This window comes from Tatumella sp. JGM91 (assembly GCF_018257575.1).
GTDB lineage: Bacteria > Pseudomonadota > Gammaproteobacteria > Enterobacterales > Enterobacteriaceae > Tatumella > Tatumella punctata.
In genome coordinates this window covers 1-14,069 of the sequence record NZ_JAERJP010000011.1, presented here as the reverse complement: position 1 = coordinate 14,069, position 14,069 = coordinate 1, and the positions used below count along the sequence as shown (strand labels likewise).

Here is a 14,069-nt window from a genome sequence, read left to right as displayed (position 1 = left end):
GTGAAGGAAACCTTTGCGCAGATGATTGACGGGTAAAGTTATCTGATAACAGCAGGTAATGGCGAAAAAACAGCCGGCAGTGCCTGTTTTTTCGCCGCGCCGGGTTGAAAAAAGGCCGCCATGAACATAATTTGCTTTAATCCTTTAATAAAAAGGAAAATTCGTCACGGCAGATGATCCATAAGTATTTATGTGAAATCATAGCCGTCTGGAAAATTCGGAGAGAATGATCATCCCCCATGTCAGATAAGACAAATTACTCCCTGCCAGTCAATGCCGGCGACCACCGCCAACTGGGCCAGCTGACAGGTGCCGCGATGGCTGCCGGATGCGCAGAGATTGCAGAACGCCATTCAGGTCCGTTACTTTTAATTACCAGTGATATGCAGTCAGCTCTGCATTTACAGGATGAAATCCGCCAGTTTACGGCCCTGCCTGTCAGTCATTTGCCTGACTGGGAAACCCTTCCCTATGACAGTTTCTCTCCTCATCAGGATATTATTTCGGCCAGGTTATCAACCCTGTACCACTTGCCATCAATGGAGCGCGGGATACTGATCCTGCCGGTCAATACACTGATGCAACGGGTCTGCCCTCATCCGTTTCTGCAAGGCCACGCGTTGTTAATGAAACGTGGTCAGAAAGTATCCCGCGACCTGTTACGTGAACAGCTTGACCAGGCAGGCTACCGTCATGTTGATCAGGTGATGGAGCACGGGGAATATGCTATCCGCGGTGCCTTACTTGACCTGTTCCCGATGGGCAGTGAGCAGCCTTACCGGATAGACTTTTTTGATGACGAAATTGACAGCCTGCGTTTGTTTGATGTTGACAGCCAGCGGACACTGGATGCTGTCGCGGCCATCAGTCTGTTGCCGGCCCATGAATTCCCCACCGATAAACAGTCGATTGAACTGTTCCGCAGCCAGTGGCGTGAACATTTTGATGTGTTACGTGACCCCGGCCATATCTACCAGCAGGTCAGTAAAGGGTCGTTACCGACGGGTATTGAATACTGGCAGCCACTGTTTTTTTCGACGCCGCTACAGCCACTGTTCGACTATCTTCCGGTCAATACCCTGCTGCTGAGCAGCTGTGATATCAAAACTGCCGGTGATCGTTTCTGGCAGGATACACAGCAACGCTATCAAAACCGGCGGGTCGACCCTTTGCGGCCCCTGCTGCCTCCGGACAGCCTGTGGCTGGCACCGGACCCCCTGATGTCTGCACTGAAAAACTGGCCGCTGATCCGTTTATCTGCCACGGAATTACCCGAAAAAGCGGCGAATACTAATCTCAGTTACCGCCCGTTACCGGATATCCGGCTGCAGTCACAGGCGAAAAATCCGCTGGAGGCATTGCGCAAGTTTTGCGAAACATTCGAGGGGGCGATTGTCTTCTCCGTGGAAAGCCAGGGCCGTCGCGAACGACTGCAGGAACAGCTGAGTAAAATTAAAATCCGTCCGGCAGAAATCACCAAACTCAGTCAGGCCGGGGAGAGTGGCTACTTTCTGATGACCGGCCCTGCCGAACACGGTTTTATCGACCATGCCCGCGGGCTGGCACTGATTTGTGAAACGGACTTACTCGGCGAACGGGTGGCCCGTCGACGTCAGGATAACCGTAAAACGATCAACCCGGACGTACTGATCCGCAACCTTGCCGAACTGCACCCGGGCCAGCCGGTAGTGCACCTGGAACACGGTGTTGGCCGGTATGCCGGGCTGACCACCCTGGAAACCGGCGGTGTCAAAGCCGAATATCTGATGCTCACCTACGCCGGTGACGCCAGCCTGTATGTCCCGGTGTCTTCTCTGCACCTGATCAGCCGTTATGCCGGCGGAGCCGAAGAAAATGCGCCGCTGCACCGTCTGGGCAGCGACAGCTGGAACCGGGCACGACAAAAAGCCGCAGAAAAAGTACGTGATGTCGCCGCAGAGTTGCTGGATATCTATGCCCAGCGGGCGGCAAAACACGGTTACGCCTTTCAGCATAACCGTGATATGTATCAGAAGTTTTGTGAGAGTTTCCCCTACGATACGACCCCGGACCAGGCACAGGCAATTAATGCTGTGCTGAGTGATATGTGCCAGCCGTTAGCCATGGATCGTCTGGTGTGTGGTGATGTCGGCTTCGGTAAAACTGAAGTGGCAATGCGTGCGGCTTTTCTGGCGGTAGAAAACCACAAACAAGTCGCCGTGCTAGTGCCGACCACTCTGCTGGCACAACAGCATTTCGATAATTTCCGTGACCGCTTTGCCGACTGGCCTGTTCGTATTGAAATGCTGTCCCGGTTCCGTACCACCAAAGAGCAAAATCAGGTCCTGCGCGACGCCGCAGAGGGCAAAGTGGATATTCTGATCGGTACCCATAAGTTACTGATGAGTGACCTGCAATGGCATGACCTGGGGCTGCTGATCGTTGATGAAGAACACCGCTTCGGGGTACGGCATAAAGAACGGATCAAATCAATGCGGGCCGATGTTGATATTCTGACATTAACCGCTACCCCGATCCCGCGAACGCTGAATATGGCGATGAGCGGCATGCGTGATTTGTCCATTATTGCCACCCCGCCCGCCCGGCGGCTGGCGGTGAAAACCTTTGTCCGCGAATATGATGAGCTGGTGGTTCGTGAGGCCATTCTCAGGGAAACTCTGCGGGGCGGACAGGTCTATTATCTCTATAACGACGTCGAGAATATCAGCAAAGCCGCAGAACGTCTGGCAACCCTGGTCCCTGAGGCCAGAATCGGCATAGGCCACGGACAAATGCGCGAGCGGGAACTGGAACGGGTGATGAATGATTTCCATCATCAGCGTTTTAATGTGCTGGTCTGTACCACCATCATTGAAACCGGAATCGACATCCCAAGTGCCAATACTATTATTATTGAACGCGCTGACCATTTTGGTCTGGCACAGTTGCATCAGTTACGCGGACGTGTCGGACGCTCCCATCATCAGGCCTATGCCTGGTTACTGACCCCGCACCCGAAAGCCATGACGACCGACGCCGCTAAGCGGCTGGAGGCCATCGCTTCTCTGGAAGATCTGGGAGCCGGATTTGCACTGGCAACCCATGATCTGGAAATTCGCGGTGCCGGGGAGCTGCTGGGTGAAGGTCAGAGCGGTCAGATGGAGACCCTTGGTTTTACCCTGTATATGGAACTGCTGGAAAATGCCGTCGAAGCATTAAAAGCAGGCCGTGAACCTTCTCTGGAAGATTTAACCAGCCAGCAAACGGAGGTCGAATTACGTATGCCGTCATTGCTGCCGGATGATTATATGCCGGACGTCAATACGCGCCTCTCTTTCTATAAAAGGATCGCCAGTGCTGCCAGCGAAAGCGAAATCGAGGAACTCAGGGTGGAGTTAATCGACCGTTTCGGACTGTTGCCGGATCCGGCCCGAAATTTACTGGATATCGCCCTGCTGCGTCTGCAGGCCGGCAGTATCGGTATCCGGAAAATCGAAGCCAGTGAGAAAGGCGGCTATATTGAGTTTGCCGAAAAGAATCACGTCGATCCCCTGTGGCTGATCGGCTTATTACAGAGTGATCCTCAGCACTGGAAGCTGGAAGGCCCGGTAAAACTGCGCTTCAGTGTGGATTTGGCAGAAAGGAAACAGCGTATTGAATGGGTCACCCGGCTGCTGCAACAGATGCAGGAGCACCGGGTCTGAACCAGACCTCCCTCGCAGATGCGGGGGAGGTCTGCTGAATATCAGCTGCCGGCAGTACCGATAACCAGCTGACCATTATTATCCAGCGGAATACGTTCGCCGGGGGCTTTATCCATCCGGATTTTCCCCTGTTGATCGCCTATTTTATAGGTAACATCATAACCGAGCGTTTTTTCCTGTTTGTCATACACCGTTTTACACTGCTGATGAGTGGTGGTGTAAGTATCACGGTTCTGTAACCCTTCCTGTGCCTGGTTGCCGGCATAGCCCCCCGCCAGCGCCCCGGCGACCGTAGCCACGCTGCGCCCGCGTCCGCCACCAAACTGATGCCCCAGCACACCACCGGCGACAGCGCCGAGTAATGAACCTGTCAGCCGGTTTTCATCCTGAACCGCACGGCGATGGACCACACTGACATCATGACACTCCTGACGCGGATTTTTAGTCACTTCACGGATCGGCGTAGCAGAAAGTACTTGCGCGTATTCCGGCCCGCGGTGCAATACATTCACCCCTGCCACTGACGCAATACCCAGTGCCGCAACAATCCCTATACCTACGCCTGCTACTAATGATTTATTCACAGGTTTCCTCCTGATTGATCTGATAACCACGCACCAGCCATTGCCTGCCAGTGACTGACTGATGGCATGCGTGCCTCGTTTGGTGGCGGCAGTGTCGCAAAAGCCGGTTTCAGGGACTATCAGACAAATGGAAAAAAAACACTGAACATGATCCTGAAGGGTATTTTGAGAAGCTTCTTAGAAATCCCCGGCAGGATCATCGCCGGGGATGGGGACAAAAACTCAGTGCAGTTTCAGTTTTGGTCTGATAACACGATTAATACTGCCGGACAGCATCATCAGTAAGGTTTTGAAATAGCCATGCAGGGCAATCTGGTGCATACGATACAGTGAAATATACACCATCCGCGCAATCCGCCCTTCCACCATCATCGAGCCACGCATCAGGTTCCCCATCAGGCTGCCGACCGTGGAAAAACGTGACAGAGAAACCAGAGAACCGTGATCTTTATAGATATAAGCTTGCTGTGCTTTACCTTTACGGCGGGCCAGAATATTGTGCAGTACACAGGAAGCCATCTGATGGGCTGACTGGGCGCGCGGAGGCACAAAACCGCCTTCCGGTAACGCGCAGGATGCACAGTCACCGATCGCATAAATATCCTGATCGCGGGTGGTCTGCAGTTCAGGGGTTACCACCAGCTGGTTAATCCGGTTGGTTTCCAGCCCGCCAATATCTTTGATAAAGTCCGGGGCTTTGATACCTGCAGCCCATACCATCAGGTCGGCATTGATCAGTTCACCGGATTTAGTGTGTAACCCTTCAGGATCAGCACTGGTCACCATGGTGCGGGTCAGAACCCTGACACCCAGTTTGGTCAGCTCCAGCTCGGCAGCCGCTGAAATACGGGCCGGTAACGCCGGCAGGATACGTTCCCCGGCTTCCACCAGTGTCACATTCAGGGCATCATTATTCAGTGATTCGTAGCCATAACTGTGCAATTCTTTTACGGCATTATACAGCTCTGCCGACAATTCGACCCCGGTTGCGCCACCACCGACAATCGCGATATTCACTTTCTGCTGTGGCTGCTGGCCGGAAGTATATTTGAGGAACAGATTGAGCATTTCGTTATGGAAACGCCGCGCCTGATGGGGATTATCGAGGAAAATACAGTTATCTTTTACGCCAGGCGTCCCGAAATCGTTAGAAGAACTGCCCAGCGCCATCACCAGGGTATCATAGCCAAGGCTGCGTTCCGGGACTAACAGATTACCCTGTTCATCGCGGATTTCGGCCAGCCGCAGGGTTTTGGTATCACGATCGATATCCGTCAGGGTCCCCAGCTGGAACCGGAAATGGTGATTGCGGGCATGAGCCAGATAACTCAGTGCATCAATACCTTCATCCATCGAACCGGCAGCAATTTCATGCAGTAATGGCTTCCATAAGTGAGTCTGATTACGATCCACCAGTGTAATCTCAGCTTTCTTATGTTTGCCAAGTTTGTTGCCCAGTTGAGTTGCCAGTTCCAGACCGCCAGCACCGCCACCCACTATGATTATTTTTTGCACAGAAGTAGTCAACCAAACCCCCTGATTTATGAGCTGATAGTTAACAAAAGGTTAATATAACCTTTGCTAACATAGGGTTATACTCGATAAAGAGTCACTGATTTGAGAATAACACGTCAGGGTAATCTGTTCCTATTAAAATGATCCGGATCAAACTGGCAGCAGGCGGGGAAAATTTCCGATCAACAATACGGGCATAATACCCATAAGCAGTGGAGTGGTATAAAAACTATAACCAATAAGATATTTAAATATTTACTGCCCCTCTGCCGGAACGCTCTGGCAGAGGGGAGCGTGATTAACCTGCCCGTTTTTTCTCCAGCCAGGACTGTTGTAATTGCGGTAACTGACGCTGATTGTCTTTCCAGCGGCGATGTTGTTGCAGGCGGGAATATCCCTTCTGCCCATGATGATACAGCCGGGTCAGGCGTTCTGCCTGCGACAACGGAAGATTATCCAGAATACTGATCACCCCTGCACGGTTGTTACATGCCAGAATGACATCGCACCCGGCAGATAACGACTGCTGTGCACGTTCAGTATAGCTGCCCATGATCGCTGCACCTTCCATCGACAGGTCATCTGAAAAAATAACCCCGCCGAACCCCAGTTCCTGACGTAAAACAGTTTTCAGCCAGTAGGGAGAGCCGCTGGCGGGTAACGGATCCAGTGCCGGATAGACCACATGGGCAGGCATTACCGCATCCAGCTGTTGTTCGCGGATCAGCTGACTGAAAATCGCCATATCCTGTTCGCGTAAGGTTTCAGCATCACGTAAATCTATCGGTGTTTCTTTATGGGAATCAGCCTGAACCGCACCGTGTCCCGGGAAGTGCTTGCCGGTGGTTTTCATCCCTGCTTCATGCATGCCGGCAATAAACTGCGCGGCAACCGGCAGGGCAATTCCCGGATTATCATGAAAAGAACGATCACCGATAGCTGCACTGATATGTCCGATATCCAGTACCGGGGCAAAACTGATATCAATATCCAGTGCGGTCATTTCAGCAGCCATCTGCCAGCCAGCTTCTCTGGCCCATTCTCCGGCTTGCTGCAGGCTGTCAGCCAGTGCCGCAAATGACTGCATCGCCGGCAGTTCAGTAAATCCGTCCCTGAAGCGCTGTACCCTGCCCCCTTCCTGATCCACTGCCACCACCAGCCGCGTATGAGATGCAGCCCGAATCTGGCGTACCAGTTCCGCCAGTTGTGAAGGATCATGATAGTTACGGCTGAACAGGATCACACCACCGGTCAGAGGGTGGTGCAGTAATTCGCGTTCTTCGCTGTCCAGCTCATAGCCTTCCACATCCAGCATCAGCGGGCCGGGGAGAGATGTTGTCATAGTGCAGTCCCTGTATCCCTGCTCGACAGCAGGGGTTAGAAAGTTATAAATCTTGCCAGCTCTGACGGGCAAGTGTGTTCATCTGCGGGCTGGCCGTTTGTTCTGCACGCAACTGATACCAGCAGGCCATCAGTAACTTCAGCCATGGTTTCCAGCGCTGTACCTGACGTTGCAGCAGCTGCCGATCCACAGCCGCAGCCTGTGCATAGGCGGTTATCCAGCGCATTTCATATTGTGGATCATTCAGACAAATAATTGCCAGATCAATGGCTATATCGCCATCTGCAGCATATTCCCAGTCAATAAAATGGCAGCCTTCACGGTCCGAAAGCAGGTTACCCGCATGGATATCCATATGCAGCGGTGCCAGCCGTAATGGTGCCGGCTCACCCCGCAACTGTAAACGCTGCCAGTGTTTCAGCCAGTGGTGGGTCCGCTGCCGGCACAGCTGCCAGTACTGCTCCAGTAATACCGATACCGATACCGGGTAGCCGGTCAGTGGCTGCCGGTGCAGATGTAACAGCGTCCGGCAGATTTGCCGGTATTGCTGCGAAAACTGCTGCGGGCTGAACACTTCCCCCGGCTGCCAGGCTGATAATAACCAGCGGGAATTCCCCCCCAGCGGGGCCGCCACCAGCCCCGAGGCTGACAGTTTTTTAAGGATCCGGTATTCACGCCGGCGATTGACGAAAGGCAGCGGCTGTAACGGCTGCTGACGAGCCACCAGCGTTGCCGAAGGCAGAATCACCTTTACTGAATGGCCACTCAGCCCGGGCAACGGAAAAAAACAACCGGCAGAAAATTCTGCCGGTTGGTATTGTCGGACAAGCTGTAACAGCGAGGGATCAGTCAGTGACGCTGGCACTGCCGGTCCAGACGATTTCGCCGGTCTGCACCAGCATCAGTTGCATTTGTAACTGTGGTGCTTTGGCATCTCCGCGGGCAGTACTGTACAACACATACTGTGCATTCAGATTACGCGCCAGGCCTATCGCTTTACCCCGTGAATTAAGGCTGTCTTGCGGGGACAGCCCCAGTGCCTGTTTGGCCTGGCTGAGTTGTTCGGCTGTAATCAGGGTAAACTTGCTGTTGCTCTGCAATGCATTATGAATAGCAAGGTCGGCATTAGCGCTCTGAATAGCGCCGTTGGTATTGTTTTTCAGGCGGTCCACCAGTAAAACACTGCCCGGGGTGATTCCGGGAGTATTCATCATTTTATTTACCAGCGGCGGAATACTGCCCTGCCAGTCAATCGTTTTGAGTTTCGGTGGTTCAGGGACCGGCTGAGGCTGGCTCATCGGCGGCGGCGTTGTCTGCTGAGGAGCTCCGATCGGCGCAGGTTGTGCCGGTTGCGGAGCCTGTTCCACCGGAGCCGGTTTCTGTGACTGATTAACCATACAACCCGATAAAACAAACGCAAAAAACAACGGAATACTGAATTTTATGCTGCGAATCACTTGAACATCCTCAGAGATAAAGGGACACACGTACCTGACTTGCACTCAGATTTCCTGACCAGGACACTGCCTCACGGCTCTGGTGTGCAGGCACAACCACGGTTTCAGCTGTCTGTTCCGGCAGAATTTCCAGTCCTTTGTCATCATACCAAAAATAACGATAGTGCAGCGTTACCGGGACGTCACGATCATTATACAAAATAACGGTGGCTTTTTGCTGACCACTGTCACTTCTGACCACCGGTCCGTCGGTAGTAATACCGGCAGACAACACATCGGATTCCATGACCAGAGGCTGTGAAATACTGATCTGTGGCTGGCTGCTGCTACAGGCGGACAGTAACAACAACAAAGGAATAGACAATACAGCAAGGCGCATCTGAGCTCTCCGCAACATTACCGGGATAACATCGGCCCCAGCGCACGGCCACCGACCAGATGCATATGGATATGATAAACTTCCTGCCCGCCATGCCGGTTGCAGTTAATGATTAAACGATAACCGTCTTCATCAATACCTTCCTGCTTGGCAATCTTCGCTGCCACTGTCATCATCCTGCCCAGTGCCGGTTCATGTTCGGCACTCAGGTCGTTAACCGTGGGGATTAACTGGTTAGGGATAATCAGAATATGGGCAGGTGCCTGTGGCGAAATATCACGAAATGCTGTGACCAGTTCGTCCTGGTAGACGATATCTGCAGGGATTTCCCGACGGATGATTTTACTGAAAATAGTTTCTTCGGCCATACGCTAAATTCCTGATTGTTTTTGGTGCCGTATCAGACTGCGGGTTCGCGGCTTAACCATAAGGTGCCACAGAATCCGGGATAAGTAATTGTGTGACTTTACATTATTCATTCAGCAGAAGGCCATCAAAATGTGATGACCTGACTGCCGGCCCGGGCTTTTCTGGTGCTTTATCCCGGGTCACGGGGGATGTTATCTTCGGCCCGGCCTGTGCGGGCGACGATTTCCCCCCCTGAACCGCCGGATTATTTCCGCACACAGCATCCCTGCGGTTTCCGGCCGCGCTTAAACATCAGGCACCCAGTTGTTCCATCGGAATATGAAATAGTTGACAGAAGTTAGCGGTGGTCTGTTGTGCCAGGGTTTCAATATCGACCCCTTTCAGTTCCGCAATAAAATCGGCGACATCGCGGGTAAATGCCGGCTGATTTTGTTTGCCGCGGTGCGGTACAGGGGCAAGGTAAGGCGAATCCGTCTCAACCAGAATCCGGTCCAGTGGCACATAACGCGCAGCTTCACGTAACTGTTCCGCATTGCGGAAAGTCACAATCCCGGAAAATGAAATAAAGAAGCCCATATCCAGTAATCTGGCTGCAGTTTCTTTGTCTTCCGTGAAGCAATGCAGCACACCGCCACACTCTTCGACTTTTTCTTCACGTAACAGCGCCAGGGTATCTTCCCGCGCATCACGGGTATGAACGATAACCGGTTTATTTAACTGCCGGCCAACGCGGATATGCTGCCGGAAAGACTGCTGCTGTTGCTGCTGCTGTGCAGCTTCTTTCTGGTAAAAATAGTCCAGTCCGGTTTCCCCGAGTGCCACAACACGCGGGTCAGATGCCAGTTCCAGCAACGTTGCCTGTTCATAAGGCTGTTCCATATTTAACGGATGTACGCCGCATGACAGCGCTATCTCCGGGCGATCACTGACCAGTGCTTTTAGCCCGCTAAAACCCTGCAGAGTCGTTGCCACGGCCAGCATAAACCGGACATCACGCCCGGCGGCTTTATTGATAACATCGTCCAGATTACGGTGCTCATTTTCATAATCCAGACAATCAAGGTGACAATGGGAATCGACTAAAAACATAATTTACTCTCTGCTTATTCAAAACTCAGTCAGCCCGCCCGGAACATCTGTTCCCAGTCGAGCAAAGCTTCGGTGACTAACAATTCATGATTTACGGCGGGGGTTTCCAGGAGATGGTGACGGCACTGCATCCACCGTGAAAGGCTTTGATGTAAGGCCGGTAAGCTGATTATTTCTGCCAGCCTGGCGACCAGTGGCTGTTGATCAATATTGGTTATCCAGCGCAGGTTCTGTTGGTGATATTTCACACTGTCCAGCAACAGTGCCATCAGCCAGTGGATCCGTAACGCCACGTCCTCATGGTTTAGCAGCGGCAGTAATGCCAGGCAGTTATCCGGCAGTGAAGTCCCCAGCCCCTGGCACAATTTACTGCGTTGCTCCCACTGATTTCCGGTAAACATCTCCAGAGCCGCCGCAGGGGCACCCCCCGCCAACCGTAAGGCTGTCAGCAAATTATCCTGCGGTTGTGAAGTTTGCGCAGCCAGCCATTGCAGACTGTGCTGTTCAGCGGGCACCGGTAGCGTCAGGGTCATACATCGGCTGCGCAGCGTGGCCGGTAATGCTGAAGGCTGCCGGGAACACAGGAAAAACCAGCAATCCGCCGGCGGCTCTTCCAGTGTTTTCAACAGGGCATTGGCTGCGGCTTCGGTCAGTTGTTCGGCATACGGAATATAAATAACCTTTGCGCCTCCCTGCTGAGCAAAATGATAAAGCTTATCCGTCACCTGGCGGATAGCGTCCACCCCCAGGGAAGACTTACCTTTCTCGGCAGTTAACGAATACCAGTCAGGGTGATTATGAGCAGTCATTAACTGACAGCCGTGGCACTGGCCACAGCTTTTTACACCTGCCGGCTGGCTGCACATCAGCCAGCGAGAAACGCCCCATACCAGCGCGCTGTCACCCATTCCCGGCAAGGCCTGAATCAGCAGCGCATGATGTCCGCGGCCAGCCTGGTGCTGACTGATGATATTTTTATAAGTGCTGTTCAGCCACGGATACCATTCCATCAGCGGTTTTCCGCCAGCCAGCGACCGAGAGTTTCCGTCAGCGCCGCACTGACCTGTTGTGGTGTGCCGTTGGCATCAATCGTCAGGATTGTCGAATCTTCAGCGGCAATTTGCAGATAACGGGCACGGGTACGATGGAAAAAATCCAGTGACTCCTGTTCAATACGATCAAGCTCGCCACGACTGCGGGCACGGGCCAGACCCGTCTCCGGCGCAACATCAAGATACAGGGTAAGATCAGGTTTAAAATCACCCAGTACCGCCTGACGTAACGTATTCATCAGCTGGTCATCAAAGCCGCGCCCGCCCCCCTGATAAGCGCGTGAAGAGAGATCATGCCGGTCGCCTATCACCCATGCCCCGCGGCTGAGTGCCGGTTTGATCACTGTGTCGACTAACTGAACTCTGGCGGCGTACAGCATCAGTAATTCGGCTTTGTCCGTGACCTGCTCACCACTGACGCCCTGTTTTATCAGGGTCCGCAGTTTTTCAGCCAGCGGCGTACCGCCCGGCTCTCGGGTAAATACGACATCAGTAATCCCCTGTTGTTGCAGGACCTCCAGCAGTCGTTCACGGGCGGTGGTTTTCCCCGCTCCTTCCAGCCCTTCAATAACAATAAATTTACTTTTCATTGGTCGTTTTCTTTTCCTGTACTTCCCTGGCCTGACGGCTGTCTGGCGCTTTATCTTGCAGGGTGCGCCACGCCTGTACTGCACGGTTATGGGCAGCCAGCGTACTACTGAAGGTATGCCCGCCACTGCCATTGGCTACAAAATACAAATAGTTACTGGTAACCGGATGCGCGGCAGCCAGTAATGATGCTTTACCGGGGATAGCAATCGGCCCCGGCGGCAGTGCCGGGATCACATATGTATTATAAGCCGTGGGGGTTTCAAGATCCTTGCGAGTCAGTGTTCCGCGATAAAGATCACCCATACCATAAATCACCGTCGGGTCAGTCTGTAATTTCATTCCCAGCCGCAGGCGGTTAACGAACACAGACGCGATTTTTTCCCGCTCATCGCTTAATGCTGTCTCTTTTTCGATAATTGAAGCCATCGTCAGCAGCTGATTCTTGTCCTTGTAAGGCAGATCCGTCGCACGGCCTTCCCATACCTGATCAACCAGTTTTACCATCCGCTGATGAGCACGGGTCAGTAAAGAAACATCGCTCATATGGGCGGTATACAGGTAAGTATCCGGATAAAACCAGCCTTCAGGATCTTTCTCCGGCAATTTCAGGGCTGCAGCCACGCTGGAAAGCTGGTCATCAGTCAGTTCATGGCGCAGGTAAGGGGCATTGCGCAGCACGTTCAGCCATTCACTCAGCCGCTGACCATCAATAAAACGAACCGGAAATTGTGCTTCCTTACCGCTGGCCAGTAGCTCGAGTAATCCGCGGACCGTCATTCCCGGTTCCAGCCGGTAGGTACCGGCTTTAAAGCTGGCCAGCTGCGGTTCGGCTTTCAGTAACCAGCTAAACCAGACGCTGTCACGCATAATATGTTGTTGCTGTAACTGCTGTTCCAGCCCCAGCCGTCCGGTACCCGCAGGCAGGGTATAAATCGTTTGCTGTGAAATCAGCAGCGGTGATTCTGCCAGTTGCCGGGTCTTCCAGAGCCCTCCGCCAATGACAGCAGCGCTGATAACCGCTAAAGACAGTATAAATTTTATTTTTTTCTGCATGCTTAACCTGGTGTGTTACAGATGTCTGAAAGTCTGCGCGTCAGTGCCCCGGCATGATAAGTACGGTCATCAATCCTGATAACCGGAACCACCGGCATTAACGAATTACAGATAAATATTTCGTCAGCAGCCTGCAATATGCTGGCATCTTCGGCTACCGTCTGACAAGCATATCCCTGCTCTGCCAGAATACGAATAAGATAACGCCGCATTGTACCGTCCACACCGGCAGCGTCCACCCGCGGGGTAAATAATTCTTCGCCACAGCGCCAGAAAATATTGGCCGTACAGCATTCAACAATCCTTCCCTGATAATCCAGCACCAGTGCTTCATCGACACCGGCACGGTCAATAAACTGGCGGATCATTACCTGCTCCAGACGGTTAAGATGTTTAATACCAGCCAGTGCCGGATTAAGTCCTAAACGTAACGGCGAAGTCGCCAGCGTAATGCCATTAATACGCCAGTCGTCATAATGCAGCGGGTAATCAGTCACAGAAATAATACGTCGTGGCTGCTGACAGCCGGCAGCAGAATACCCCCGCCCGCCCGACCCCCGGCTGATAACAACTTTCAGCACAGCGCGTTTTTTATCCCGCGCCAGCACCGACATTTCCTGTGCCATTTGCTGCCAGTCTGTGCAGGGAATAGCCAGCCGTTCACAGGCTTCACGCAGTCTTTGCAGGTGATCCCCGAGGCGCAGCACCTGACCATGGCTGATCAGTGCCGTAGTAAAACAGCCGTCACCGAACTGTAGCCCGCGGTCATTTGCCGGTACGCTGTCAGATTGCGTACCATTAATCAGCATCATCTTCCTCTCCTTATGCTTAGCGGCCGCCGGGGGATGACTGAACAGATTACCTGGTCCCACACGGGTAAAAAAAAGGTTCATCGCACCTTAGCGTGAATTAATAGAAAACGGCGGTAAAAGTGGTTAGTTTTGTATTCGCCAAA

At 52.9% G+C, this 14,069-nt stretch carries 13 protein-coding genes; 1 reads left to right on the top strand and 12 read right to left on the bottom strand.

Going from position 1 to position 14,069, the window contains the following annotated elements; genetic code table 11:
• Positions 1-239 precede the first annotated feature (239 nt).
• The gene (gene mfd, locus JK198_RS08800; protein ID WP_212710622.1) at positions 240-3,683 is read left to right on the top strand and encodes a transcription-repair coupling factor; all 3,444 of its coding nucleotides are present in this window, start codon (positions 240-242) and stop codon (positions 3,681-3,683) included.
• 41 nt (positions 3,684-3,724) lie between these two features.
• Here mfd and JK198_RS08795 read toward each other — a convergent pair whose 3' ends face one another.
• The 12 genes from JK198_RS08795 to pabC form a co-directional block, all read right to left on the bottom strand.
• Positions 3,725-4,267, bottom strand: coding sequence for a glycine zipper 2TM domain-containing protein (locus JK198_RS08795; protein WP_212708743.1), 543 nt, complete (start codon positions 4,265-4,267; stop codon positions 3,725-3,727).
• Between the two features lie 222 nt (positions 4,268-4,489).
• Positions 4,490-5,794, bottom strand: a complete 1,305-nt coding sequence (locus JK198_RS08790; RefSeq protein ID WP_212708742.1) for an NAD(P)/FAD-dependent oxidoreductase — start codon at positions 5,792-5,794, stop codon at positions 4,490-4,492.
• Positions 5,795-6,080: 286 nt separating this feature from the next.
• The gene (nagZ, locus tag JK198_RS08785; RefSeq protein WP_212708741.1) at positions 6,081-7,124 is read right to left on the bottom strand and encodes a beta-N-acetylhexosaminidase; all 1,044 of its coding nucleotides are present in this window, start codon (positions 7,122-7,124) and stop codon (positions 6,081-6,083) included.
• Between the two features lie 43 nt (positions 7,125-7,167).
• The gene (gene thiK, locus JK198_RS08780) at positions 7,168-7,989 is read right to left on the bottom strand and encodes a thiamine kinase (protein ID WP_349290190.1); all 822 of its coding nucleotides are present in this window, start codon (positions 7,987-7,989) and stop codon (positions 7,168-7,170) included.
• Positions 7,970-8,581, bottom strand: a complete 612-nt coding sequence (lpoB, locus tag JK198_RS08775) for a penicillin-binding protein activator LpoB (RefSeq protein WP_212710621.1) — start codon at positions 8,579-8,581, stop codon at positions 7,970-7,972. The genes thiK and lpoB overlap by 20 nt, the downstream gene beginning before the upstream one ends.
• A 10-nt stretch (positions 8,582-8,591) precedes the next feature.
• Positions 8,592-8,960, bottom strand: coding sequence for a DUF1425 domain-containing protein (locus JK198_RS08770; RefSeq protein ID WP_212708739.1), 369 nt, complete (start codon positions 8,958-8,960; stop codon positions 8,592-8,594).
• A 17-nt stretch (positions 8,961-8,977) separates the two neighbouring features.
• Positions 8,978-9,328: a purine nucleoside phosphoramidase gene (gene hinT / locus JK198_RS08765; RefSeq protein WP_212708738.1), complete on the bottom strand. Its 351-nt coding sequence runs from the start codon at positions 9,326-9,328 to the stop codon at positions 8,978-8,980.
• Positions 9,329-9,620: 292 nt separating this feature from the next.
• Positions 9,621-10,418, bottom strand: a complete 798-nt coding sequence (locus tag JK198_RS08760) for a metal-dependent hydrolase (RefSeq protein WP_212708737.1) — start codon at positions 10,416-10,418, stop codon at positions 9,621-9,623.
• A gap of 29 nt (positions 10,419-10,447) precedes the next feature.
• Complete coding sequence (holB, locus tag JK198_RS08755; protein ID WP_212708736.1) at positions 10,448-11,428, bottom strand: DNA polymerase III subunit delta'; 981 nt, start codon at positions 11,426-11,428, stop codon at positions 10,448-10,450.
• Positions 11,428-12,060, bottom strand: coding sequence for a dTMP kinase (tmk, locus tag JK198_RS08750; RefSeq protein WP_212708735.1), 633 nt, complete (start codon positions 12,058-12,060; stop codon positions 11,428-11,430). The genes holB and tmk overlap by 1 nt, the downstream gene beginning before the upstream one ends.
• The gene (mltG, locus tag JK198_RS08745; protein WP_212710620.1) at positions 12,050-13,114 is read right to left on the bottom strand and encodes an endolytic transglycosylase MltG; all 1,065 of its coding nucleotides are present in this window, start codon (positions 13,112-13,114) and stop codon (positions 12,050-12,052) included. The genes tmk and mltG overlap by 11 nt, the downstream gene beginning before the upstream one ends.
• Positions 13,115-13,116: 2 nt before the next feature.
• The gene (gene pabC / locus JK198_RS08740) at positions 13,117-13,926 is read right to left on the bottom strand and encodes an aminodeoxychorismate lyase (RefSeq protein WP_212710619.1); all 810 of its coding nucleotides are present in this window, start codon (positions 13,924-13,926) and stop codon (positions 13,117-13,119) included.
• Positions 13,927-14,069: the final 143 nt, after the last annotated feature.

Bases quoted from the DNA above. Each gene is read 5' to 3' on its own strand.
- pabC (WP_212710619.1), bottom strand. From the start codon at position 13,926: ATGATGCTGATTAATGGTACGCAATCTGACAGCGTACCGGCAAATGAC.
- JK198_RS08770 (WP_212708739.1), bottom strand. From the start codon at position 8,960: ATGCGCCTTGCTGTATTGTCTATTCCTTTGTTGTTGTTACTGTCCGCC.
- nagZ (WP_212708741.1), bottom strand. From the start codon at position 7,124: ATGACAACATCTCTCCCCGGCCCGCTGATGCTGGATGTGGAAGGCTAT.
- hinT (WP_212708738.1), bottom strand. From the start codon at position 9,328: ATGGCCGAAGAAACTATTTTCAGTAAAATCATCCGTCGGGAAATCCCT.
- tmk (WP_212708735.1), bottom strand. From the start codon at position 12,060: ATGAAAAGTAAATTTATTGTTATTGAAGGGCTGGAAGGAGCGGGGAAA.
- JK198_RS08760 (WP_212708737.1), bottom strand. From the start codon at position 10,418: ATGTTTTTAGTCGATTCCCATTGTCACCTTGATTGTCTGGATTATGAA.
- mltG (WP_212710620.1), bottom strand. From the start codon at position 13,114: ATGCAGAAAAAAATAAAATTTATACTGTCTTTAGCGGTTATCAGCGCT.
- holB (WP_212708736.1), bottom strand. From the start codon at position 11,428: ATGGAATGGTATCCGTGGCTGAACAGCACTTATAAAAATATCATCAGT.
- mfd (WP_212710622.1), top strand. From the start codon at position 240: ATGTCAGATAAGACAAATTACTCCCTGCCAGTCAATGCCGGCGACCAC.